Origin of the sequence: Streptomyces sulfonofaciens (genome assembly GCF_014656295.1) — a bacterium.
GTDB classification, from domain to species: domain Bacteria; phylum Actinomycetota; class Actinomycetes; order Streptomycetales; family Streptomycetaceae; genus Streptomyces; species Streptomyces sulfonofaciens.
In genome coordinates, this window is the sequence record NZ_BNCD01000003.1 from 139,780 (window position 1) to 160,637 (window position 20,858).

Consider the following 20,858-nt stretch of genomic DNA (forward strand, 5'->3'; position numbering starts at 1 on the left):
GAATCATGAGCGAGTGACGTCGACCGAAGCAGCAGCAATCGCTCTACAAGACCATGCCGCCCTCTGGAGCACGGGAGAAATCCGTGCGAGCGACGTCGTCGATGCCGCCTGTGATGCGCTCGTCGCCGGACTCGACACCCCCGGCCTTCGAGTCCTCGCTGCCTGCACACGAGCCGAGGCGGACTACGAGGTCCACGTGCTGCTTCCCGCAGCACTCGACGAACTCGGCCTCACCTTCTATCCAGTCGCCAGTGATGCCGGCCAAGAGGCCGGCGCCCGAGCGCTCGCACGCCGCATGCTCACCGGCGAGCTGACACCTCGGGAGTTCACAATCCGTATCCACCAGCGCTGCGGGCATGAGCTGCCACTGACCGAGCGGCTCGCCGAACTCGATGACGAGTACGACGTCCTCGAATACGGCGACAGAACTGCGGACCAGGTCGATGCCGAGGTCACGGCCGAAGCCCGACGCCTCGCAGCCCACCCCGCGGTTCCCGCCGCACCCACGGACACGCTCAGCTGATGCACACGGAGCGACCCGTGGGTTCCCGCTGCACAGGCTTCGGTTTCCCTGAACCCGTGGGGCTCCAGGGGGTCGAGCAGGAACCAGGCAGCGAGTGCGGCTGGGCGCCACATGAGTTGCCACCTTGGGGTGAGGATCACCGAGGCTGGTCGGGGTCCTGTTCTCAGCCCTCATAAGCATCGCGACGGTCCGCCCGGCGCCCTCGGCGTCGGGCGGGGTCGGGCTCCGCATGCCGCGGGGCCGCCCGCCCAAGGCCGCAAAGGCAGCCCGGTGCACCCGCGCCACCGACGGGTGCCGCGGTCCACCGGGTCCCGGTCCCGGGCACCCCCACGTCTCAGACAGCGCCCAGTGCCGCCGCCACCGCGTCCCTGACCGCGCGGTCGGTGGGCACCGGTCGGCCCTGCGCCGCGGCCAGCTCGGCGAGCGACGTCATGGCCACGTCCGGCAGCCCGCAGGCCGTGAACTTCCTGAACTCGGCGAGGTCCGAGGTGACGTTCAGCGCGAAGCCGTGGCTGGTGACACCGCCGCGGATGCGCATGCCGATGGACACCAGCTTCGCGTCCCCGGGCGTCCACACCCCGACCAGGCTCTGCGCGCCCTTCGGCGTGTCCCGCCGCACCGTCTCGAAACCGAGCGCGGCGCAGGCGTTCATCAGACCGTTCTCCAGCCAGCGCACGATGTCGGCCGGGCCGCGCTCGCGCAGGTTCAGCACCAGGTAGCCGATCAGTTGACCGGGGCCGTGGTAGGTGGCCTGCCCGCCGCGGTCCACCGGGACCAGGGGGACGGGCGAACCGACGGGCAGCTCGGCGGGCGGCGTCCGGGCACCGTAGGTGATCACGGGCGGGTGGGTGAGCAGCACCAGCCGGTCACCGATCTCCCCGGCCCGCCGCCGCGCCACCCATTCCCCCATCGCGTCGACGGCCTCGGTGTACGGCACCTCGCCCAGGTCGATGCGCTCGATCCCGGGGGGCCCGGGGGTCCTGGGGATCCCGGGCGCCCCGGCGATCCCGGGGATCTCAGGTGGCTCGGGGATTCCGGGGGCCCCATCGATTCCGGAGAACCCGGGGCTGTCGGGGGCCCCAGAAGCCCCGGAGCCCCCGGGGGCCGCCGCGGCCACGTCCCGACGTCCGGTCCGCGTCCGTTCGAGGCGCCCGCCCTGCCGTGCTCCGCTGCGGGGCTCCGCCTGCCGGACCCCGCCGAGAGGGTCGGCCTGCCGCTCTCCGCCGGTGCGGTCAGCCTGCCGGGTGCCGTCGTGCAAGCGCGTCTCGCTCATCCCGCTGCCCTCTGCCTTCGTCGGGGCCCGTCCGGGCCTTCCCTGGGCGTGCGCAGGACGGCCGCCCGCACAGGGCAACTCCCCGGGCGCGCGACGCATTCCACGGGTCCCCGCACCCACCGCACCCACGGCGTTCGGGGAAGGGGCCCGGGTTCGCGAACCCGGGCCCCTTCCCCGAACGCCGTGGCGCTCTCCGGTCACCACCCGCGCAGGACGCGATGATCGAAACGACGACGGCAGCGGGCCTGCCCGGCACGGACAGCCAAGGGCCTGCCGGGCACGGTCACCGCCAAGGCCCTGCCCGGCGCCCCGGCCCGCCCTCGCGGGACCGGTGCTTCCACCGCTGCTGCCCCGCGGGACACGGGCCCCTGGACGCGCCGCCGCAGGCCGCCTACGCGGTGCCCGTGCGGCGCGGCACCCGGAGGCGGCACGTCGTGCCCGGCCCGCGGTGCCCGGCCCGCGGCGGCCTCCTGACGGGGCGTCCTCGGTGCGGCGGGCCGGACACACGGATATTCGGAGGCGGCGAGCGCCCGCGCATTGGTACGGTCCGCGCATGGCTGACGCGCATGGAGCAACGGACGGGCCCGTCACCGCGACCGACGTGGAGCTGGCCGTGCGGCTGGCCCTCCGGACGCTGGGCGAGGTGCGGGACCGGGACTGGAGCACACGCGCAGGCTCCCTGCGCTGGGACTGCTGGGAGACCGTGGAGCACCTGGCCGACGACCTGTTCTACTACGCCACCCAGTTGGGCCCCGAGACCCCTTCCCCGTCGGCCCCCATACCCTGGGCCTGGTACGAGCGGCGGGCCGGCGGACCGATGAACCTCGTCTTCGCGGACCGCGCGGCCGGGCCCGCCGGGCTGCTCCAGGTGCTGGAGGCCAGTGCGGCGCTGATGGTGGCGATGGCCCGCACCACCGCTCCCGGGAAGCGGGCGTACCACATCTACGGCGTCGCGGACCCCGAGGGCTTCGCGGCGATGAGCGTGGTCGAGATCCTGGTCCACATGTACGACATAGCCGAGGGATTCGGCATCCCGTGGGCACCGCCGGCCGAGTTGTGCGCCCGCGTCCTGGCCCGGCTCTTCCCGCACGTCCCGGCCGACACGGCCGAGCCCTGGCCCGCCATGCTCTGGGCCACCGGCCGCCTCGCCCTCCCGGACCGCCCCCGCCTCGACGAGTGGCGGTGGTACTCGGCACCGGCTGCCGAGCGCGAGGCCGTCGCGGACCCGGGCCTGCCCGGCTGATCCTGACCGGTCCCGCCGGCCGGGCTCGCCCCAGGCGCGTGACCCGCGGGCCGCGGTGGTCGTGGTGCGGCTCACCCCGGACGTCCGGTCCCCCACCACCGCCCGGGACGACCTCGCACACGTCCTCGTCGAGATGGTCGACGGCCGCGGCCGACCCGTCCCCTACGCGGTGGTCAAGGTGGCCTTCGAGGTCGAGGGTGCCGGCGTACGCTCCGCCGTCGGCAACGGCAACCCGCACAACGTCGACAGCTTCCGGCGTCCGCGCCGCCGCACCTGGCACGGCAAGGCCCTGGCGGTCCCGCGGCCCGCGAAGCGGACCGGCAGCCTCGCGCTGACCGCCACGGCCCCCGGTCCACGGCCGGCGACGCTGATGCTGGACGTCACGCACGAGCACGGCCGAGGCGGTCGCGGCCGGCACACGGCACCCGCCCGGGGGCGAGGCGGTCGGCCGCCTCGCCCCCGGGCCGCCGGGCCGCGGGCACCGCTAGTTGTGCTGGTGCAGGACCTCGTTCAGGCCGCCCCAGACGGCGTTGTTGGGACGGGCCTCGATGGCGCCGGTGACCGAGTGGCGGCGGAAGAGGATGTTGGAGGCGCCGGAGAGTTCCCGTGCCTTGACGATCTGGCCGTCGGGCAGGCTGACCCGGGTTCCCGCGGTGACGTAGAGGCCGGCCTCGATCACGCACTCGTCGCCGAGCGCGATACCGACGCCCGCCTCGGCACCGATGAGGCAGCGCTCGCCGATGGTGATGACCACGTTGCCGCCACCGGAGAGGGTGCCCATGGTGGAGGCGCCGCCGCCGATGTCCGAGCCGTCGCCGACCACGACACCCGCGGCGATACGGCCCTCGACCATGGAGGAGCCGAGCGTGCCGGCGTTGAAGTTCACGAAGCCCTCGTGCATCACCGTGGTGCCCTCGGCGAGGTGCGCGCCGAGCCGCACCCGGTCGGCGTCACCGATGCGCACGCCCTTCGGCGCCACGTAGTCCGTCATCCGGGGGAACTTGTCGACCGAGGTGACCTGGAGGTGCAGGCCCTCGGCGCGGGCGTTCAGGCGGACCCTCTCCAGGTCGTCGACCGCGACCGGGCCGAGCGAGGTCCAGGCGACGTTGGCGAGCAGGCCGAAGATCCCCTCCAGGTTCTGCCCGTGCGGCCTGACCAGCCGGTGGCTCAGCAGGTGCAGCCGCAGGTACAGGTCATGGGTGTCCAGCGGCTTGTCGTCCAGTGAGGTGATGACCGTGCGGACGGCGACGACCTCCACCCCGCGGCGGACGTCCGGCCCGAGGGCCTTGGCCGCCCCGGCGCCCAGCAGTTCCACGGCACGCTCGGCGCCGAGCCGCTCCGTACCGGCCGGGCCCGGCTCCGCGGCCAGCTCGGGGGCGGGGTACCAGGTGTCGAGGACGGTGCCATCGGCGGTGACGGTGGCCAGGCCAGCGGCAACGGCGCCCGTGGTGCGAGGAGCAGTCGTGTCGGTCATGGTGGCAACTTAGCCCGTGCGGCGCCCGGGAGGCGAACCCACGCACCGGGCGTCTCAGGGTCCGGGCAGCGGCCGCCGAGGACCTGCCGCGGCGGCCCTGCGGGTCAGGACCGCGGGTCAGCACCGTCGGGGCAGGACCGCGGGTCAGGACCGCCGGGGCAGGAGTCTGCCGAGCGCGGTGCGTGCGTACGCCTCGTCGAAGGGCCGGTCGGTCAGCAGGACCTGGAGGCAGATGCCCTCCATGAGGGCGGTCAGCGCACGGGCGGTGAGCGGGTCGGTGCGCCGGGCGAGGAGGTCGGCGAAGCCCTCGCACCATTCGGCGGCGACCGGGCGCAGCGCAGGGCGGCGCAGGGCGGCCAGGTACAGCTCGTACTCCAGTTCCGCTCCCGCACGATCGCCGGCCAGCCACTCCCCCATCATCCCGGCGAGCTCGTCGGCGAGGTCGGTGCGCGGGTCCTGCAGGGCGCCCCGGCTGCGCAGCACCTTCACGAAGCCCTCGTTGGTCTGCCGCAGAGCGGCGACGAGCAGTTCGTCGAGGGTCCCGAAGTGGTAGGTGGTGGAGCCGAGCGGCACGTCGGCCTCGGCCGCGGCGGTCCGGTGGGTCAGCCCGGCGATGCCCTTCCTGCCCACCACCCGGATCGCGGCGTCGATGATGCGCTGCCTGCGCTCGGGGTCGTGGCGCCTGGTCCTCAGTGCGCACCTCCCGTGTTGAGCAGCACGACACCGGCGATGACCAGGACGATCCCGGCGAGCTTGGCCGCGTTCACGGCCTCGCCCAGGAACGCCATGCCGATCGAGGCGATCGCCGCCGTGCCGATCCCGGCCCAGATCGCGTAGGCGGTGCCCATCTCCACGGTTTTCAGGGTCCTGGCGAGCAGGTAGAAGGCGACGAGATAGCCGACGACCGTGACGAGTGAGGGTCCGAGCCTGGTGAAGCCCGCGTTGTACTTCATCGCGGTCGTGCCCGCCACCTCGGCGGCTATGGCCCCTGTGAGCAGCAGATATCCCATGTGTACGAGCGTACACAGCAAGCGCGCGCAAAGGGCGCGGAGTACCGCGCGACCATCCCCACCGGCTGCGAGCCACCTGCGGTTGCCGCAGATGGCTCGCAGCCGGTGGTCCGCCACAGGCGCGTGGCGGCTGCTCGCGCGGTTCCCCGCGCCCTTCGGGCGCGCTCGGCTCAGACGTTGAAGCCCAGGGCCCGCAACTGCTCCCGGCCGTCGTCCGTGATCTTGTCGGGTCCCCACGGCGGCATCCAGACCCAGTTGATCTTCAGTTCGCTGACGATGCCGTCGGTGGCCGCCTGCGCCTGGTCCTCGATGACGTCCGTCAGCGGACACGCCGCCGACGTCAGGGTCATGTCGACGGTGGCGACGTTCGCTTCGTCGACGTGGATGCCGTAGATCAGGCCGAGATTGACGACGTCGATGCCCAGCTCGGGGTCGACGACGTCCATCAGCGCCTCGCGGAGTTCCTCCTCCGAGGCCGGCTTGGCCAGTGTGTCGTTCTCACTCATGCGGTCTTCGCCTCCTCCGCGAAGGCCTGGGCCGTCGCGTCCTTCCATGCCATCCAGCTCAGCAGTGCGCACTTCACCCGGGCCGGGTACTTGGAGACACCGGCGAACGCGACCGCGTCCTCCAGCGCCTCCTCCATCGCGTCGTCCGGCTCGATCCGGCCCTTGGACTGCATCAGCTCCAGGAAGAGCCCCTGGATCTTCTGGGCCTCGGCCAGGTCCTTGCCGACCAGCAGGTCGTTGAGCACCGAGGCGCTGGCCTGGCTGATGGAGCAGCCCTGGCCCTCGTACGACACGTCGGCGATGCGCTCGCCCTCGTACTTCACACGGAGCGTGATCTCGTCACCGCACGTCGGATTGACGTGGTGGACCTCGGCGTCACCGTCCCGCAGACCACGCCCGTGCGGGTTCTTGTAGTGGTCCAGGATGACGTCCTGGTACATGGAATCCAGCTTCACCGTGGCAGCCAGCCTCTCAGCCGAAGAAGTTCCGAACGTGCTCCAGGCCGTCGACCAGCGCGTCGATCTCCGCCGGCGTGGAGTACAGATAGAACGACGCTCGTGTGGTCGCAGGAATTCCGTACCGCAGGCACACGGGGCGGGCGCAGTGGTGCCCCACCCGGACCGCGATGCCCAGTTCGTCGAGGACCTGGCCCACGTCATGCGGGTGGATGTCGCCGAGCGTGAAGGAGATCGCGGCGCCGCGGTCCTCGGCCGTGTCGGGCCCGATGATCCTGAGGTCGGGGACCTCCCGGAGCCGTTCGACCGCGTACCTGGTCAGGACGTGCTCGTGCTGGGCGATCTTGTCCATGCCGATCGCGTTCAGGTAGTCCACCGCCGCGCCCAGACCCACGGCCTGCGAGATCGGGGGCGTGCCCGCCTCGAACTTGTGCGGGGCGGGGGCGTATGTGGACGAGTGCATCGAAACGGTCTCGATCATCTCGCCGCCGCCGAGGAACGGGGGCAGGTCCTCCAGGAGCTCCTGGCGGCCCCAGAGCACCCCGATGCCCGTCGGGCCCAGCATCTTGTGGCCGGTGAAGGCGACGAAGTCGGCGCCCAGCGCCTGGACGTCCAGCGGCATGTGCGGGGCGGCCTGCGAGGCGTCGATGAGGACCAGCGCGCCGACCTCCTGGGCGCGGCGCACGATCTGCTCGACCGGGTTGGCCGTGCCCAGGATGTTGGAGACCAGGACGAAGGAGACGATCTTCGTCTTCTCCGTGATGACCTCGTCGATCGAGGAGAGGTCGAGACGGCCGTCGTCGGTCAGGCCGAACCACTTCAGCTTCGCTCCGGTGCGCTGCGACAGCAACTGCCACGGGACGATGTTGGAGTGGTGCTCCATCTCGGTGATGACGACCTCGGTGTCCTGGTCGACGCGGTAGGGCTCGTCGGCCCAGCCGAGCATGTTGGCGACCAGGTTCAGCGACTCCGAGGCGTTCTTGGTGAAGATCACCTCGTCGCGGCTGGGGGCGTTGATGAACGCGGCGATCTTGTCGCGGGCGCCCTCGTAGAGCGCCGTGGCCTCCTCGGCCAGGACGTGCACACCGCGGTGGACGTTGGCGTTGTGCTGCTCGTAGTACTCGGCGAGCACGTCGAGCACCTGGCGAGGGGTCTGCGAGGTCGCGGCGTTGTCCAGGTAGACGAGCTTCCGGTCGTCGTGGACCAGACGTTCCAGGACGGGGAAGTCCTTGCGGATCGCCTCGGTGTCAAGGAGGCCGGTGAGCCCCTGACGGGCCGCTGTCACGCGGATACGCCTCCCTTCACGTAGGCCTCGTAACCCTCGTTCTCCAGCTTGTCGGCCAGCTCGGCGCCGCCCGACTCCACGATCCGCCCGGCTGCGAAGACGTGCACGTGATCGGGCTTGATGTAGCGCAGAATGCGGGTGTAGTGGGTGATCAGCAGGGTGCCCACCGCGCCGGTCTCGCGGACGCGGTTGACGCCCTCGGAGACCACGCGCAGCGCGTCGACGTCCAGGCCGGAGTCGGTCTCGTCGAGGATCGCGATCTGCGGCTTGAGCAGTTCGAGCTGGAGGATCTCGTGCCGCTTCTTCTCACCGCCGGAGAAGCCCTCGTTGACGTTGCGCTCGGCGAAGGCGGGGTCGATCTGGAGCCGCTCCATGGCCTCCTTGACCTCCTTCACCCAGGTGCGCAGCTTGGGCGCCTCGCCGCGGATGGCGGACGCGGAGGTGCGCAGGAAGTTGGACACGGAGACGCCGGGGACCTCGACGGGGTACTGCATCGCCAGGAACAGTCCGGCGCGGGCGCGCTCGTCGACGGACATCGCGAGCACGTCCTCGCCGTCCAGGGTGACGGTGCCGCCGGTGACGGTGTACTTGGGGTGGCCCGCGAGCGAGTAGGCGAGGGTGGACTTGCCTGAGCCGTTCGGGCCCATGATGGCGTGCGTCTCGCCCTGCTTCACGGTGAGGTCGACGCCCTTGAGGATCTCCTTCGTGGCGTTCTCGGCCTCGACGGTGACGTGCAGGTCTCGGATTTCAAGCGTTGCCATGGGCTCAGGACTCCTGGGTGAGGGAGACGAGCACAGCGGCAGCTTCGCCGTCTCCTTCGATCTTGACGGGATAGACGGGGACGGGGCGGGTGGCGGGCAGGCTGGAGGGTTTGCCGGTACGCAGGTCGAAACAGGAGCCGTGCAGCCAGCACTCGATCTGGCCGTCCTCCACCTCGCCCTCGGCGAGCGAGACGTTCGCGTGCGAGCAGATGTCGTAGATGGCGAACACCTCGTCCTCGGTGCGGACGAGGGAGACCGGGGTGCCCTCGATCTCCACCCGTTTGGCGGTGTCGACCTCCAGGTCACCCAGCTCACAGACTCGTACGTACTCGGTCATGCGACAGACGCCTCCAGCTCCTCTTCGATCCGGGCGATCAGGCGCTCCTCGACGTCCGGCAGGCCGATCTGCTGGACCAGCTCGGCGAAGAAGCCGCGCACCACCAGTCGCCGCGCCTCGTGCTCCGGGATGCCGCGCGCCATCAGGTAGAACAGCTGCTCGTCGTCGAAGCGGCCGGTCGCGGACGCGTGTCCGGCTCCGACGATCTCGCCGGTCTCGATCTCCAGGTTGGGCACGGAGTCGACACGGGCGCCGTCCGTGAGGACGAGGTTGCGGTTCATCTCGTAGGTGTCGGTGCCCTCGGCGCCGGCCTCGATGAGGACGTCGCCGATCCAGACGGCGTGTGCGTCCTCGCCCTGCAGTGCGCCCTTGTAGACCACGTTGGACTTGCAGTGCGGGGTGTTGTGGTCGACGAAGAGGCGGTGCTCCTGGTGCTGGCCCTGGTCGGTGAAGTAGAGGCCGAACAGCTCGGCCTCGCCGCCGGGGCCCGCGTAGGCCACCCGGGGGTTCAGCCGGACCAGGTCGCCGCCGAAGGTGACGGCGACGGACTTGAAGGAGGCGTCCCGGCCGACGAGCGCGTTGTGCTGGCCTACGTGCACCGCCTTGTCGTCCCAGTCCTGGACCGACACCACGGTGAGCTTCGCGCCGTCGCCGAGGATGTAGTCGACGTTGGCGGCGAGTACCGCGTCACCGGTGTGGTCGACGACGACGACCGCCTCCGCGAAGGCGCCCAGCTCGACGACGAGCTGGCCGTAGACGGTGGCCGCCGCACCGTCCAGGGGCTCGCCGTGGACGGTGATGCGCACCGGGGTGTCGAGCACGGTCTCCTTGGGGACCGTCACGACGGATGCCTTCTCGAAGGAGGAGTAGGCCTGCGCCGCGACCCGGTCCACCGGGACGCCCGCCCTGCCGAGCCGTTCGTCGTCCCGGCCCACGGTCTCCACGGTCACCCCGTCCGGCGCGCTGACCTCGACCTTGACGCCCTGCCCCGTGGCGACGGCCGTGCCGTCGTGCAGTCCGCGCAGCCGGTCGAGCGGGGTGAAGCGCCATTCCTCCTCGCGGCCGTGCGGCACGGGGAAGTCCGCCACGTCGAAGGACGGGCTCGCGCTCATCCGGGTGGCGACGGTCGATTCCGCCGCCACCGCGATGGCACCGGTCGTGGTGGAGCCCACCGGTGGGGTGCTTCCCTGGACCGGGGCCTGTCGCAGGTCCTTGGAGTTCTGGGCCTCAGCCATGGCTGTCGTCATGCTCGCTTTCTGCCTCGTCGTGCTCGTCCGCCGGGGGGCGGCTGCCTGAGCGGCGACGCCGCAGGGCGCCCTCCGGTCAGGGCCGCCCCTGTGCGGCGCTCGCGGGGCCCAGCGACTGAGCCCGTGGTGTGTGTCGGTGCCGCGGGCGCGTCAGCCCACCGCACCTTCCATCTGCAGCTCGATCAGCCGGTTGAGCTCCAGCGCGTATTCCATGGGCAGCTCCTTGGCGATCGGCTCGACGAAGCCGCGCACGATCATCGCCATCGCCTCGTCCTCGGAGAGGCCGCGGCTCATCAGGTAGAAGAGCTGGTCCTCGGAGACCTTGGAGACCGTCGCCTCGTGGCCCATGGAGACGTCGTCCTCGCGGACGTCGACGTAGGGGTAGGTGTCCGAGCGGGAGATCGTGTCGACGAGCAGGGCGTCGCAGAGCACGTTGGACTTCGCGCCCGGTGCGCCCTCTCCGATCTCGATCAGACCGCGGTACGAGGTGCGCCCGCCGCCCCGCGCCACCGACTTGGAGACGATGTTCGAGGAGGTGTTCGGGGCCATGTGGACCATCTTGGCGCCGGCGTCCTGGTGCTGGCCCTCGCCCGCGAAGGCGATGGACAGCGTCTCGCCCTTGGCGTGCTCGCCCATCAGGTAGACCGCGGGGTACTTCATGGTGACCTTGGAGCCGATGTTGCCGTCGACCCACTCCATGGTCGCGCCCTCGTAGGCCACGGCGCGCTTGGTGACCAGGTTGTAGACGTTGTTCGACCAGTTCTGGATGGTCGTGTACCGGCAGCGGGCGCCCTTCTTCACGATGATCTCGACGACCGCGGAGTGCAGGGAGTCCGACTTGTAGATCGGCGCGGTGCAGCCCTCGACGTAGTGGACGTAGGCGTCCTCGTCGACGATGATCAGCGTCCGCTCGAACTGGCCCATGTTCTCGGTGTTGATGCGGAAGTACGCCTGGAGCGGGATCTCCACGTGCACGCCCTTCGGCACGTAGATGAAGGAGCCGCCGGACCAGACCGCCGTGTTGAGCGCGGCGAACTTGTTGTCGCCGGCCGGGATGACGGTGCCGAAGTACTCCTTGAAGAGGTCCGGGTGCTCCCGCAGGGCGGTGTCCGTGTCCAGGAAGATGACGCCCTGCTCCTCCAGGTCCTCGCGGATCTGGTGGTAGACGACCTCCGACTCGTACTGGGCGGCGACGCCGGCGACCAGGCGCTGCTTCTCCGCCTCGGGGATGCCCAGCTTGTCGTAGGTGGCCTTGATGTCCTCGGGCAGGTCCTCCCAGGACTCGGCCTGCTTCTCGGTGGACCGCACGAAGTACTTGATGTTGTCGAAGTCGATGCCCGAGAGGTCGGAGCCCCAGTTCGGCATGGGCTTCTTCTCGAAGAGCCGCAGGCCCTTGAGGCGGAGCTTGGTCATCCACTCGGGCTCCGACTTCTTGCCGGAGATGTCCCGGACGACGTCCTCGTTCAGGCCTCGCTTGGCCGCGGCGCCGGCTACGTCGGAGTCGGCCCAGCCGTATTCGTACTTGCCCAGGCCTTCCAGCTCAGGGTGGGCGGTCTCCGTGGGGAGAGTCATGCGGGGTTCCTCCCGGCCGTGCTGTCGGATGAGTGGTCGTGTGTCTCTGATGGGCGGGGCGGCGGGCCGGGATCGCCCGGGATGAACGTCGTACAGACGCCGTCGCCGTGGGCGATGGTGGCCAGCCGCTGCACGTGAGTACCCAGCAGACGCGAGAAGATCTCGGTCTCCGCCTCGCACAGTTGCGGGTACTGCTCCGCCACATGGGCGACGGGGCAGTGGTGCTGGCACAGTTGCTCGCCCTGGCTCCGACCGGGTGCGCTACGCGCGGTAGCAGCGTACCCGTCGGCGCTCAGGGCCTTGGCCAACGCCTCGGTGCGCTCTTCCGGCGCGGCGGCCTCGACGGCCGAGCGGTACGCCTGCGCCAGGGTCTCGATGCGGTCGCGCGCGAAGGCGGCCACGGCGGCCTCGCCGGCCTTCCCGCCGCCCGCGCTGCGCGCGATCCAGCGCAGGGCTTCCGCGGCGAGCTTGTCGTAGGACTGGTCGAAGGCATCCCGGCCGTAGTCGGTCAGCGCGAAGACCTTGGCGGGCCGGCCGCGGCCGCGCGCGCCGTACACCCGCTGCTCGCGGGGCTTGACGACCTCGTCCGCCACCAGTGCGTCCAGGTGCCTGCGGACGGCCGCCTGGGTCAGGCCCAGACGGCTCGCGAGGTCGGCCACGGTCGACGGGCCGTGGTCCAGGATGGAGCGCGCGACTCGGTCGCGTGTGGAGCGGTCCGCACGCAACCCAGCCGCGAGCTCCTCCTGCGGGGCCTCGTCGACTTTTTTCACAACGCCATTGTTGCGTAATTCTTGAGAAGCTGACAAGCCGGTGTTCGACTGTGGGGGGTGCCCTGCATCACTTAGGCGGACCTAACCCGAAGGGGCGGCCCACCTGCGGGAACGGCCCGGGGACGCCCCGGGGGCCGCCCGAGCGTCCGCCGGCGCACACCCCGGCGCACTGCCTCGGGAGCCGCCCCGCCGGTTCCGTGTCCGGGTACCGTCCCTAGACTTCCGCCATGCGAAGCGAGCCGGTGGTCCACGTGCACGGCCTGGTCAAGCGCTACGGCACCAGGACCGCGGTCGACGGCCTCGACCTCACCGCCGCGCAGGGCGTCACCGCCGTCCTCGGCCCCAACGGGGCCGGCAAGACCACCACCATCGAGAGCTGCGAGGGCTACCGCAGGCCGGATGCCGGCACCGTGCGCGTCCTCGGCCTCGACCCGCGCCGCCAGGCCCGCGAGCTGCGGCCCCGGATGGGAGTGATGCTGCAGTCCGGCGGCGTCTACTCGGGGGCCCGCGCGGAGGAGATGCTGCGCCATGTCGCCGGACTGCACGCGCACCCGCTGGACGTCGGCGCGCTCATCGAACGCCTCGGGCTCGGTAGCTGCGGCCGCACCGCCTACCGGCGGCTCTCCGGCGGGCAGCAGCAGCGCCTGGCGCTCGCCATGGCCGTCGTCGGCCGCCCCGAGCTGGTCTTCCTCGACGAGCCCACGGCGGGCCTGGACCCGCAGGCCCGGCACGCCACCTGGGACCTGGTCCGCGAGCTGCGCGCCGACGGGGTGAGCGTCATCCTCACCACGCACTACATGGACGAGGCCGAGCAGCTCGCCGACGACGTCGCGATCATCGACGCCGGACGGGTGATAGCGCACGGCTCCCCCGACGAGCTGTGCCGCGGCGGCGCCGAGAACACGCTGCGCTTCACCGGGCGCCCCGGTCTCGACGTGGCGTCCCTGCTCAAGGCCCTGCCCACCGACTCGGCCGCCGACGAGCTGGTCCCCGGCTCGTACCGGGTGAGCGGCAAGGTCAACCCCCAACTGCTGGCCACCGTCACCTCCTGGTGCGCCCAGCACGGCGTCATGCCGGAGAGGATCTCCGTGGAGCGCCACACCTTGGAGGACGTCTTTCTGGAGCTGACGGGCAGGGAGCTGCGCGGATGAGTGCGGGTACGTACACGCCGATGACCGGGGCGGCGCCGCTGCCGCGGATGATCGTCTCGCAGGCGGCACTGGAGACCAGGATGCTGCTGCGCAACGGCGAGCAGCTACTGCTGACCGTGGTGATCCCCACCCTGCTGCTGGTGCTCTTCAGCTCGGTCGACATCGTGGACACCGGCGCGGGCAGGTCCGTGGACTTCCTCGCGCCCGGCATCCTCGCGCTCGCGGTGCTGTCCACCGCGTTCACCGGACAGGCCATCGCCACCGGCTTCGAGCGGCGCTACGGCGTGCTGAAGCGGCTGGCCACCTCTCCGCTGCCCCGCTGGGGCCTGATGACCGCCAAGACGCTGTCGGTGCTGGTCACCGAGGTGCTCCAGGTGGTCCTGCTCACGGTCATCGCCCTGGCGCTGGGCTGGTCGCCGCACGGGAACCCGGCCGCCGTCGTCCTGCTGCTGGTCCTGGGCACCGCGGCCTGCTCCGGGCTCGGCCTGCTGATGGCGGGCACCCTGAAGGCGGAGGCCACGCTGGCCGCGGCCAACCTGGTCTTCCTGCTGCTGCTGGTGGGCGGCGGCGTCCTCGTACCGCTCGACAGGTTCCCCGACTGGGCACAGACGGTACTGGGCCTGCTGCCGCTGTCAGCGCTCGCCGACGGGCTGCGGGACGTGCTCCAGCACGGTGCCGCCGTGCCGTGGGGCGACCTCGGGATCCTCGCGGTGTGGGCCGTGCTGGGACTGGGCGCCGCGGCGGCCTTCTTCCGCTGGGAGTGAGGCCGCGGCCGTCCGGCGGGAGTGACGCCCGGAAGTGGCACGGGTGGAGCGGGGCGCCGCCGGCGACGGGCGGAAAGCCGCGCAGGGAACCAGGGCCCTCGTGAAGCCGTGCACAAGCGGCACCCTACGATGGGCTCCGTGCCCCAAGTGACCCGAGACGACGCCCTTCGTGCCGTGCGCAGTCCGCTCGCCCTCATCGCCGAGCGCTGGACCCCGTCCCCCAGGACCGTGCAGCGTGCGGCCCTCGCCGCCCTCGTCATGACGGTGGTCATCGTGTGCACGGGCGGCGCGGTACGACTGACGGGCTCCGGCCTGGGCTGCCCGACGTGGCCCGAGTGCACCGACGGGTCGCTGACGACCACGCGCGCGATGGGCTTCCACGGTGCGGTGGAGTTCGGCAACCGCATGCTGACGTACGTGCTGTGCGCCGCCGTCGGCTGGGCGATCATCGCCGCGCGCTCCCACAAGCCCTGGCGGCGGAGCCTGACCCGGCTGGGCTGGGCCCAGTTCTGGCTGGTGATGGGCAACGCGGTGCTCGGCGGCATCGTCGTGCTCGTCGGCCTCAACCCCTACACGGTCGCCTGCCACTTCCTGCTCACCTCGGCCCTGCTCGCGGTGGCGACGGTGATGTGGCAGCGCACCCGCGAGGGCGACGGGGCACCGCGTCCGCTGGTCGGCGGGTCCGTGGTGCAGCTCGTGTGGGTACTGGTCGCCGCGGCGGTGCTGCTGATCGCGGTGGGCACGGTGGTGACCGGCGCGGGCCCGCACGCCGGTGACTCCAGCGACGTGGCCCGGATGCCGGTGAGCTGGGAGAGCGTCAGCAAACTGCACGCGGTCCTGGCCTGGATCGTGGTGACGCTGACCTTCGCGCTCTGGTTCGTCCTGAAGGCGGTCGACGCGCCCGCCGGGCCGCTGCACCGCACCCGTGACCTGTTCGTGGTGCTGCTCGCACAGGGCGTGATCGGCTACACGCAGTACTTCCTCGACCTGCCGGAGGCCCTGGTGGGCCTGCACATGCTCGGGTCCGCGCTGGTGTGGATCGCGGTGCTGCGGGTCCTGCTGTCGATGCGCGAGCGCCCAGCGACCGTGCCGGGCGTGCCGGCCCAGGCGGACGCGCGGCTCTCGACCGTGTGAGGACCCGCTCCGCGCACGGCCCCGCGCCGTCCGCCGGCGCCGGCCAGACAGTGCCCGCCGTGGCACATCGCGCGCGTGCCCGTGCCCGTGCCCAGGGGCTCCCCGGCCGAGCGTGAGGCGACCGTGTCCTCGGCACCGCCCGCCCGCCCGTGGCCGCAACGGGCGGGAGCCGTGTCTCAGGCCCGTGACGCCCCGCCGCCCCGCCCGCCGAGCTGGATCCCGGCCATCCGGGACCACTCGTAGGGGCCCGTGCTCAGCCGGGCCGCCAGGTCGCCGTCCAGGGTCTCGTGGACGGTGATGCCGGCCTTCTCCGCGGCCCGCAGTGCCGGCTCGTGACCGGGCGCCACCAGATCGCCCCAGCGGCCGTCCGCGCCCACCAGCACGATGCGGGCGCCCTTGCGGCCCAGGTAGGCGATCTGCCCCTCGGCTCCGCCGTGCGCATCAGCGAAGGCCCGGATCTCCCTGGCCAGCCGGGCCACCCGGCGCTCGTCCCTGGCGGCCCGCAGTGCCTCGGCGCTCCAGCGCCCGCCGACCCGGCCCCCGCTCGGACCGCCGCCTGCGCCGTCGTCCGTCGCGCCGTCGTCCGCTCCGCCGTCGTCCATCTGCTGCGTCTCTGCCATGGCCAGGATGCTACCGGCGGGTTAACCAACGGGCGACGGGCGGGGCCCCGGGGCCGGTCCGCCCCGAGGCCCCGCCCGTACCGAACGCCGGGGGGTGCCGCGCTACCGCAGGAAGGGGTCCACCGCCACGGCCACGAAGAGCAGCGAGACATAGGTGATCGACCAGTGGAACAGCCGCATCTCCTTGAGCTTGGCGCCCACCGCGCCGTCCTTCGCCCGGTGGTGCAGGCCGTGCGCCTCCCAGAGCCACAGGCCGCCGGTGACCAGGGCCACCGAGGTGTAGAACCAGCCCGTGTAACCGAGCGGCGTCAGCAGGAGCGAGACGAGCACCATCACCCAGCTATAGAGGACGATCTGCCGCGCGACGACCCGGTTGGAGGCGAGCACGGGGAGCATCGGCACGCCCACGCGCGCGTAGTCGTCCTTCACCCGCATCGACAGCGGCCAGTAGTGCGGCGGAGTCCAGAAGAACATCACCAGGAAGAGGACGACGGCCGCCCAGGAGAGCGAGTCCGTCACCGACGACCAGCCGATGAAGACGGGCATGCAGCCCGCGATGCCGCCCCACACGATGTTCTGCGAGGTGCGCCGCTTGAGGATCATCGTGTAGACGACGACGTAGAAGAGCAGCGCGCCCAGCGCCAGCCAGGCCGAGAGCCAGTTGACGAGGAGCCCGAACCACAGGGTCGACACCACGGCGAGCGAGAGGCCGAAGACCAGGCCCTCGCGGGGCGAGACCATGCCGGTGACCAGCGGACGCTGTGCCGTGCGTGTCATCAGCGCGTCGATGTCGCGGTCGATGTACATATTGAGGGCGTTGGCGCCGCCCGCGGAGAGGTAGCCGCCGACGCAGGTCACCAGCACGAGCCGGAGGTCGGGCACGCCCTGCGCGGCGAGGAACATCACCGGGACCGTGGTGATCAGGAGAAGCTCGATGATCCGTGGCTTGGTCAGTGCCACGAAGCCCTTGGCCCGGGCCCCGAACGGCCGGTGGACCGGAGTCGTCCCGAGCTCCCCCGCAACCCTCGCGGCGTGGGAGGTGCCCCCACCCGGCGAACGGGATTCAACGGCCGTCACGCACACCCCTGACAGAGACGTCCCAGCAAGCCCCTGGGTTGTGATGTCCCGGTGAAGGCTCGCGCGTACCACGCCACTGTAGACGTTGCCCCTCCTCCGCCCTTCGCGGGGGTCGGTCGTGTTGACGGGGCGACGACCACCGCGGACGGCACGCGCCCGCGTGCCGTCAGGCGCACCTCGCGCCCCGCGGGCGGGCCGCCGCGCACCGCGCACCGCACCGGGGCCGGCACTCACCGCACGGTGCGCCGGGCGCCCCGCGCACCATCGCGGTACCGGGCCCGGCGGGCCGGTATGGGGCGAAAAGGCGGCCTCCCGCAGGGGTAGGCTCGACTGCGGCCGGTGCGTGTGACAAGGGCCGGCACTCGACATGTGGAGAGGAGCCCTGACCCAGGGTGAGCAGCAAGCCGACCACCACAGACCTCGACTGGACCGAGGTGGACCAACGAGCCGTGGACACCGCACGTGTCCTGGCTGCCGACGCCGTACAGAAGGTCGGCAACGGCCATCCTGGTACGGCGATGAGCCTGGCTCCGGCCGCGTACACCCTCTTCCAGAAGGTGATGCGGCACGACCCGGCGGATCCGGCCTGGACCGGCCGCGACCGCTTCGTACTGTCCGCGGGCCACTCGTCCCTGACCCTCTACATCCAGCTCTACCTGGCCGGGTTCGGCGTGGAGCTTGACGACCTCAAGGCGTTCCGCACCTGGGGCTCCAAGACCCCGGGGCACCCGGAGTACGGGCACACGGCCGGTGTGGAGACGACCACGGGGCCGCTGGGCCAGGGTGTCGCCAACGCCGTGGGCATGGCGATGGCCGCCCGCTACGAGCGCGGCCTGTTCGACCCCGAGGCCGCCGCCGGCACCTCCCCGTTCGACCACCACGTCTTCGTGGTCGCCGGTGACGGCTGCCTCCAGGAGGGCATCTCCGCCGAGGCATCCTCGCTCGCGGGCCACCAGAAGCTGGGCAACCTGGTCCTCCTGTGGGACGACAACCACATCTCCATCGAGGGCGACACCGAGGCCGCGGTCTCCGAGGACACCGTCAAGCGGTACGAGGCCTACGGCTGGCACGTGCAGCGCGTCGCCCCGAAGGAGAACGGCGACCTCGACCCGCAGGCCCTGTACGCGGCGATCCAGGCCGCCAAGGCGGAGACCGGGCGGCCGTCGTTCATCGCGATGCGCTCGATCATCGCCTGGCCCGCGCCGAACGCGCAGAACACCGAGGCGGCGCACGGCTCCGCGCTCGGCGCCGACGAGGTCGCCGCCACCAAGCGGGTGCTGGGGTTCGACCCTGAGCAGTCCTTCGAGGTCTCCGAGGAGGTCATCGCGCACACCCGGCGCGCCCTCGACCGCGGCCGTGAGGCCAGGGCCGCGTGGGACAAGCGCCTGGCCGCCTGGCGCACCGCCGACCCCGAGCGCGCAGCCGCGTTCGACCGGGTGGCCGCGGGCGAGCTGCCGGCCGGCTGGGAGGCGAGCCTGCCCGTCTTCGAGCCGGGCAAGGCGGTGGCCACCCGTGCCGCGTCCGGCAAGGTGCTGCAGGAGCTGGGCGCCGTCATCCCCGAGCTGTGGGGCGGCTCCGCCGACCTCGCCGGGTCGAACAACACGACGATCGACAAGAACTCCTCGTTCCTGCCCGAGGGCAACCCGCTGCCGGGTGCCGACCCGTACGGCCGCACCGTCCACTTCGGCATCCGCGAGCACGCCATGGCCGCGGCGATGAACGGCATCGCGCTGCACGGCAACACCCGCATCTACGGCGGCACCTTCCTGGTGTTCTCCGACTACATGCGCAACGCGGTGCGGCTCTCCGCCCTGATGCACCTGCCGGTGACGTACGTGTGGACGCACGACTCCATCGGCCTCGGCGAGGACGGCCCCACCCACCAGCCGGTGGAGCACCTCGCGTCGCTGCGTGCCATCCCCGGCCTGAACGTGGTGCGGCCCGCCGACGCCAACGAGACCGCGATCGCATGGCGCGAGATCCTGCGCCGGTACACCAAGGTGTTCGGCAAGGCGGCACCGCACGGCCTGGCCCTGACCCGCCAGGGCGTGCCGGTCTTCGAGCCGAACGAGGACGCGGCGCGCGGCGGCTACGTGCTGCTGGACGCCGAGGGCGGCGCACCGCAGGTGATCCTGATCGGCACCGGCTCCGAGGTGCAGCTCGCCGTGGCGGCGCGTGAGGAGCTGCAGGCCGCGGGCGTGCCGACCCGGGTCGTCTCGATGCCCTGCGTCGAGTGGTTCGAAGAGCAGGACCAGGGGTACCGGGACACGGTGCTGCCGTCGTCGGTGAAGGCGCGAGTGGCCGTGGAGGCCGGCATAGGTCTCACCTGGCACCGCTACGTCGGTGACGCGGGGCGGATCGTCTCGCTGGAGCACTTCGGTGCCTCGGCGGACGCGAAGGTCCTCTACCGCGAGTTCGGGTTCACGGCCGAGGCGGTGGCCGCTGCGGCACGGGAATCCCTTGCCGCCGCCCAGCGCTGACGCTGGTGTACGACGAGATATCGCAGAGTTCCAGAAGCAGGAGATGCAAATTCCATGACAGACGCACTCAAGCGCCTCTCCGACGAAGGCGTGGCGATCTGGCTGGACGACCTGTCGCGCCAGCGCATCACGTCCGGCAACCTCGCCGAGCTGATTGATCAGCAGCATGTCGTGGGCGTCACCACGAACCCGACGATCTTCCAGAAGGCGATCTCGTCCGGCGACGGCTACGAGCAGCAGCTCGCGGACCTAGCGGTACGGCGGGTCACCGTGGAGGAGGCCGTCCGGATGATCACCACGGCGGACGTCCGGGACGCCGCCGACATCCTGCGGCCCGTCTTCGACGCGACCGGCGGCCAGGACGGCCGGGTCTCGATCGAGGTGGACCCGCGGCTCGCGCACAACACCCCGGCCACCATCGCCGAGGCCAAGCAGCTCGCCTGGCTGGTGGACCGGCCGAACACCTTCATCAAGATCCCGGCGACCGAGGCGGGCCTCCCGGCGATCACCGAGGTCATCGGCCTCGGCATCAGCGTCAACGTCACGCTGATCTTCTCGCTGGAGCGCTACCGCGCCGTGATGGACGCCTTCCTCGCGGGCCTGGAGAAGGCCAAGGCCGCCGGCCTCGACCTGGCCAAGATCCGTTCGGTGGCGTCCTTCTTCGTGTCCCGGGTGGACTCCGAGATCGACAAGCGGCTGGACAAGATCGGCACCGACGAGGCCAAGGCGCTGCGCGGCAAGGCCGCCGTCGCCAACGCCCGGCTGGCCTACGAGGCATACGAGGAGGTCTTCGGTTCCGACCGCTGGGCCGCCCTGGAGCAGGCCGGTGCCCACCGCCAGCGTCCGCTGTGGGCCTCCACCGGCGTGAAGAACCCGGACTACAAGGACACCCTGTACGTGGCCGGCCTCGTCGCGCCCGGCACGGTGAACACCATGCCCGAGGCCACGCTGAACGCGACCGCCCACCACGGCGACGAGATCGTCGGCAACACCATCGCCGGCGCCTACGACCAGGCCCGCGCCGACCTCGACGCGCTGGCCGCGGCGGGCATCTCGTACGACGACGTGGTCCAGGTCCTGGAGGACGAGGGCGTCGAGAAGTTCGCCACGTCCTGGAACGACCTGCTCAAGTCCACGCAGGCGGAGCTCGACCGCCTCACCCCCGCGGAGGGCTGA

General features: G+C 71.6%; 21 protein-coding genes and 1 pseudogene. 8 read left to right on the forward strand and 14 right to left on the reverse strand.

The genetic code is table 11. The annotated features are described in order from the left end of the window. Positions 1-13: 13 nt before the first annotated feature. Positions 14-523, forward strand: coding sequence for a hypothetical protein (locus IE313_RS06405; protein ID WP_189929959.1), 510 nt, complete (start codon positions 14-16; stop codon positions 521-523). Between the two features lie 334 nt (positions 524-857). Here the strand turns inward: IE313_RS06405 and lipB are convergent, their stop codons facing one another. Further along, a complete protein-coding gene (lipB, locus tag IE313_RS34995; RefSeq protein WP_229924426.1) occupies positions 858-1,796 on the reverse strand; it encodes a lipoyl(octanoyl) transferase LipB in 939 nt (312 codons plus the stop codon). Positions 1,797-2,349: 553 nt separating this feature from the next. On the opposite strand from lipB, the gene IE313_RS06415 reads away from it, so the two are divergent. Both IE313_RS06415 and IE313_RS36325 read left to right on the forward strand, forming a co-directional pair. After that, positions 2,350-3,039, forward strand: a complete 690-nt coding sequence (locus IE313_RS06415; protein ID WP_189929960.1) for a maleylpyruvate isomerase N-terminal domain-containing protein — start codon at positions 2,350-2,352, stop codon at positions 3,037-3,039. Between the two features lie 64 nt (positions 3,040-3,103). Further along, positions 3,104-3,397: pseudogene (locus IE313_RS36325) on the forward strand (hypothetical protein); the annotation flags it as partial. Positions 3,398-3,523: 126 nt separating this feature from the next. Here IE313_RS36325 and dapD read toward each other — a convergent pair. The 11 genes from dapD to IE313_RS06475 form a co-directional block, all read right to left on the reverse strand. Continuing rightward, the gene (gene dapD / locus IE313_RS06425; RefSeq protein ID WP_189929961.1) at positions 3,524-4,513 is read right to left on the reverse strand and encodes a 2,3,4,5-tetrahydropyridine-2,6-dicarboxylate N-succinyltransferase; all 990 of its coding nucleotides are present in this window, start codon (positions 4,511-4,513) and stop codon (positions 3,524-3,526) included. 144 nt (positions 4,514-4,657) lie between these two features. After that, positions 4,658-5,206, reverse strand: a complete 549-nt coding sequence (locus tag IE313_RS06430; protein WP_189930259.1) for a TetR/AcrR family transcriptional regulator — start codon at positions 5,204-5,206, stop codon at positions 4,658-4,660. Continuing rightward, positions 5,203-5,523 carry a DMT family transporter gene (locus tag IE313_RS06435; protein ID WP_189930260.1) on the reverse strand — a complete coding sequence of 107 codons (321 nt, stop codon included), beginning with the start codon at positions 5,521-5,523 and terminating at the stop codon, positions 5,203-5,205. The genes IE313_RS06430 and IE313_RS06435 overlap by 4 nt, the downstream gene beginning before the upstream one ends. Positions 5,524-5,693: 170 nt before the next feature. Then, positions 5,694-6,029 carry a metal-sulfur cluster assembly factor gene (locus IE313_RS06440; RefSeq protein WP_189929962.1) on the reverse strand — a complete coding sequence of 112 codons (336 nt, stop codon included), beginning with the start codon at positions 6,027-6,029 and terminating at the stop codon, positions 5,694-5,696. Beyond that, positions 6,026-6,484 carry a Fe-S cluster assembly sulfur transfer protein SufU gene (gene sufU / locus IE313_RS06445; protein WP_189929963.1) on the reverse strand — a complete coding sequence of 153 codons (459 nt, stop codon included), beginning with the start codon at positions 6,482-6,484 and terminating at the stop codon, positions 6,026-6,028. The genes IE313_RS06440 and sufU overlap by 4 nt, the downstream gene beginning before the upstream one ends. Before the next feature lie 16 nt (positions 6,485-6,500). After that, positions 6,501-7,769: a cysteine desulfurase gene (locus IE313_RS06450; RefSeq protein WP_189929964.1), complete on the reverse strand. Its 1,269-nt coding sequence runs from the start codon at positions 7,767-7,769 to the stop codon at positions 6,501-6,503. After that, positions 7,766-8,530, reverse strand: coding sequence for a Fe-S cluster assembly ATPase SufC (sufC, locus tag IE313_RS06455; RefSeq protein WP_189929965.1), 765 nt, complete (start codon positions 8,528-8,530; stop codon positions 7,766-7,768). Before sufC ends, IE313_RS06450 begins: the two co-directional genes overlap by 4 nt. Before the next feature lie 4 nt (positions 8,531-8,534). Then, positions 8,535-8,867: a non-heme iron oxygenase ferredoxin subunit gene (locus tag IE313_RS06460; protein ID WP_189929966.1), complete on the reverse strand. Its 333-nt coding sequence runs from the start codon at positions 8,865-8,867 to the stop codon at positions 8,535-8,537. Then, on the reverse strand, positions 8,864-10,102 hold the full coding sequence (sufD, locus tag IE313_RS06465) for a Fe-S cluster assembly protein SufD (RefSeq protein WP_189930261.1): 1,239 nt from the start codon (positions 10,100-10,102) through the stop codon (positions 8,864-8,866). The genes IE313_RS06460 and sufD overlap by 4 nt, the downstream gene beginning before the upstream one ends. A 162-nt stretch (positions 10,103-10,264) precedes the next feature. Beyond that, positions 10,265-11,686 carry a Fe-S cluster assembly protein SufB gene (gene sufB / locus IE313_RS06470; RefSeq protein WP_189929967.1) on the reverse strand — a complete coding sequence of 474 codons (1,422 nt, stop codon included), beginning with the start codon at positions 11,684-11,686 and terminating at the stop codon, positions 10,265-10,267. Continuing rightward, positions 11,683-12,456, reverse strand: a complete 774-nt coding sequence (locus IE313_RS06475) for a helix-turn-helix transcriptional regulator (protein WP_189929968.1) — start codon at positions 12,454-12,456, stop codon at positions 11,683-11,685. Before IE313_RS06475 ends, sufB begins: the two co-directional genes overlap by 4 nt. Positions 12,457-12,683: 227 nt before the next feature. On the opposite strand from IE313_RS06475, the gene IE313_RS06480 reads away from it, so the two are divergent. The 3 genes from IE313_RS06480 (at position 12,684) to IE313_RS06490 (ending at position 15,505) form a co-directional block, all read left to right on the forward strand. Beyond that, positions 12,684-13,607 carry an ABC transporter ATP-binding protein gene (locus IE313_RS06480; RefSeq protein ID WP_189929969.1) on the forward strand — a complete coding sequence of 308 codons (924 nt, stop codon included), beginning with the start codon at positions 12,684-12,686 and terminating at the stop codon, positions 13,605-13,607. Further along, positions 13,604-14,371, forward strand: a complete 768-nt coding sequence (locus IE313_RS06485; RefSeq protein ID WP_189929970.1) for an ABC transporter permease — start codon at positions 13,604-13,606, stop codon at positions 14,369-14,371. Before IE313_RS06480 ends, IE313_RS06485 begins: the two co-directional genes overlap by 4 nt. 129 nt (positions 14,372-14,500) lie before the next feature. Further along, complete coding sequence (locus IE313_RS06490) at positions 14,501-15,505, forward strand: COX15/CtaA family protein (protein ID WP_189929971.1); 1,005 nt, start codon at positions 14,501-14,503, stop codon at positions 15,503-15,505. 176 nt (positions 15,506-15,681) lie between these two features. On the opposite strand, the gene IE313_RS06495 is transcribed toward IE313_RS06490, so the two are convergent. Both IE313_RS06495 and IE313_RS06500 read right to left on the reverse strand, forming a co-directional pair. Beyond that, positions 15,682-16,125 (reverse strand): hypothetical protein, encoded by a 444-nt coding sequence (locus tag IE313_RS06495; RefSeq protein WP_229924427.1) that lies wholly within the window; start codon positions 16,123-16,125, stop codon positions 15,682-15,684. Between the two features lie 102 nt (positions 16,126-16,227). Further along, positions 16,228-17,208 carry a heme o synthase gene (locus IE313_RS06500; protein WP_189929972.1) on the reverse strand — a complete coding sequence of 327 codons (981 nt, stop codon included), beginning with the start codon at positions 17,206-17,208 and terminating at the stop codon, positions 16,228-16,230. Positions 17,209-17,594: 386 nt separating this feature from the next. Here IE313_RS06500 and tkt point away from each other — a divergent pair, with 386 nt between their 5' ends. Next, complete coding sequence (gene tkt, locus IE313_RS06505; RefSeq protein ID WP_189929973.1) at positions 17,595-19,682, forward strand: transketolase; 2,088 nt, start codon at positions 17,595-17,597, stop codon at positions 19,680-19,682. Between the two features lie 54 nt (positions 19,683-19,736). Beyond that, entirely contained in the window at positions 19,737-20,858 is a 1,122-nt protein-coding gene (gene tal, locus IE313_RS06510; protein WP_189929974.1) for a transaldolase, read from the forward strand.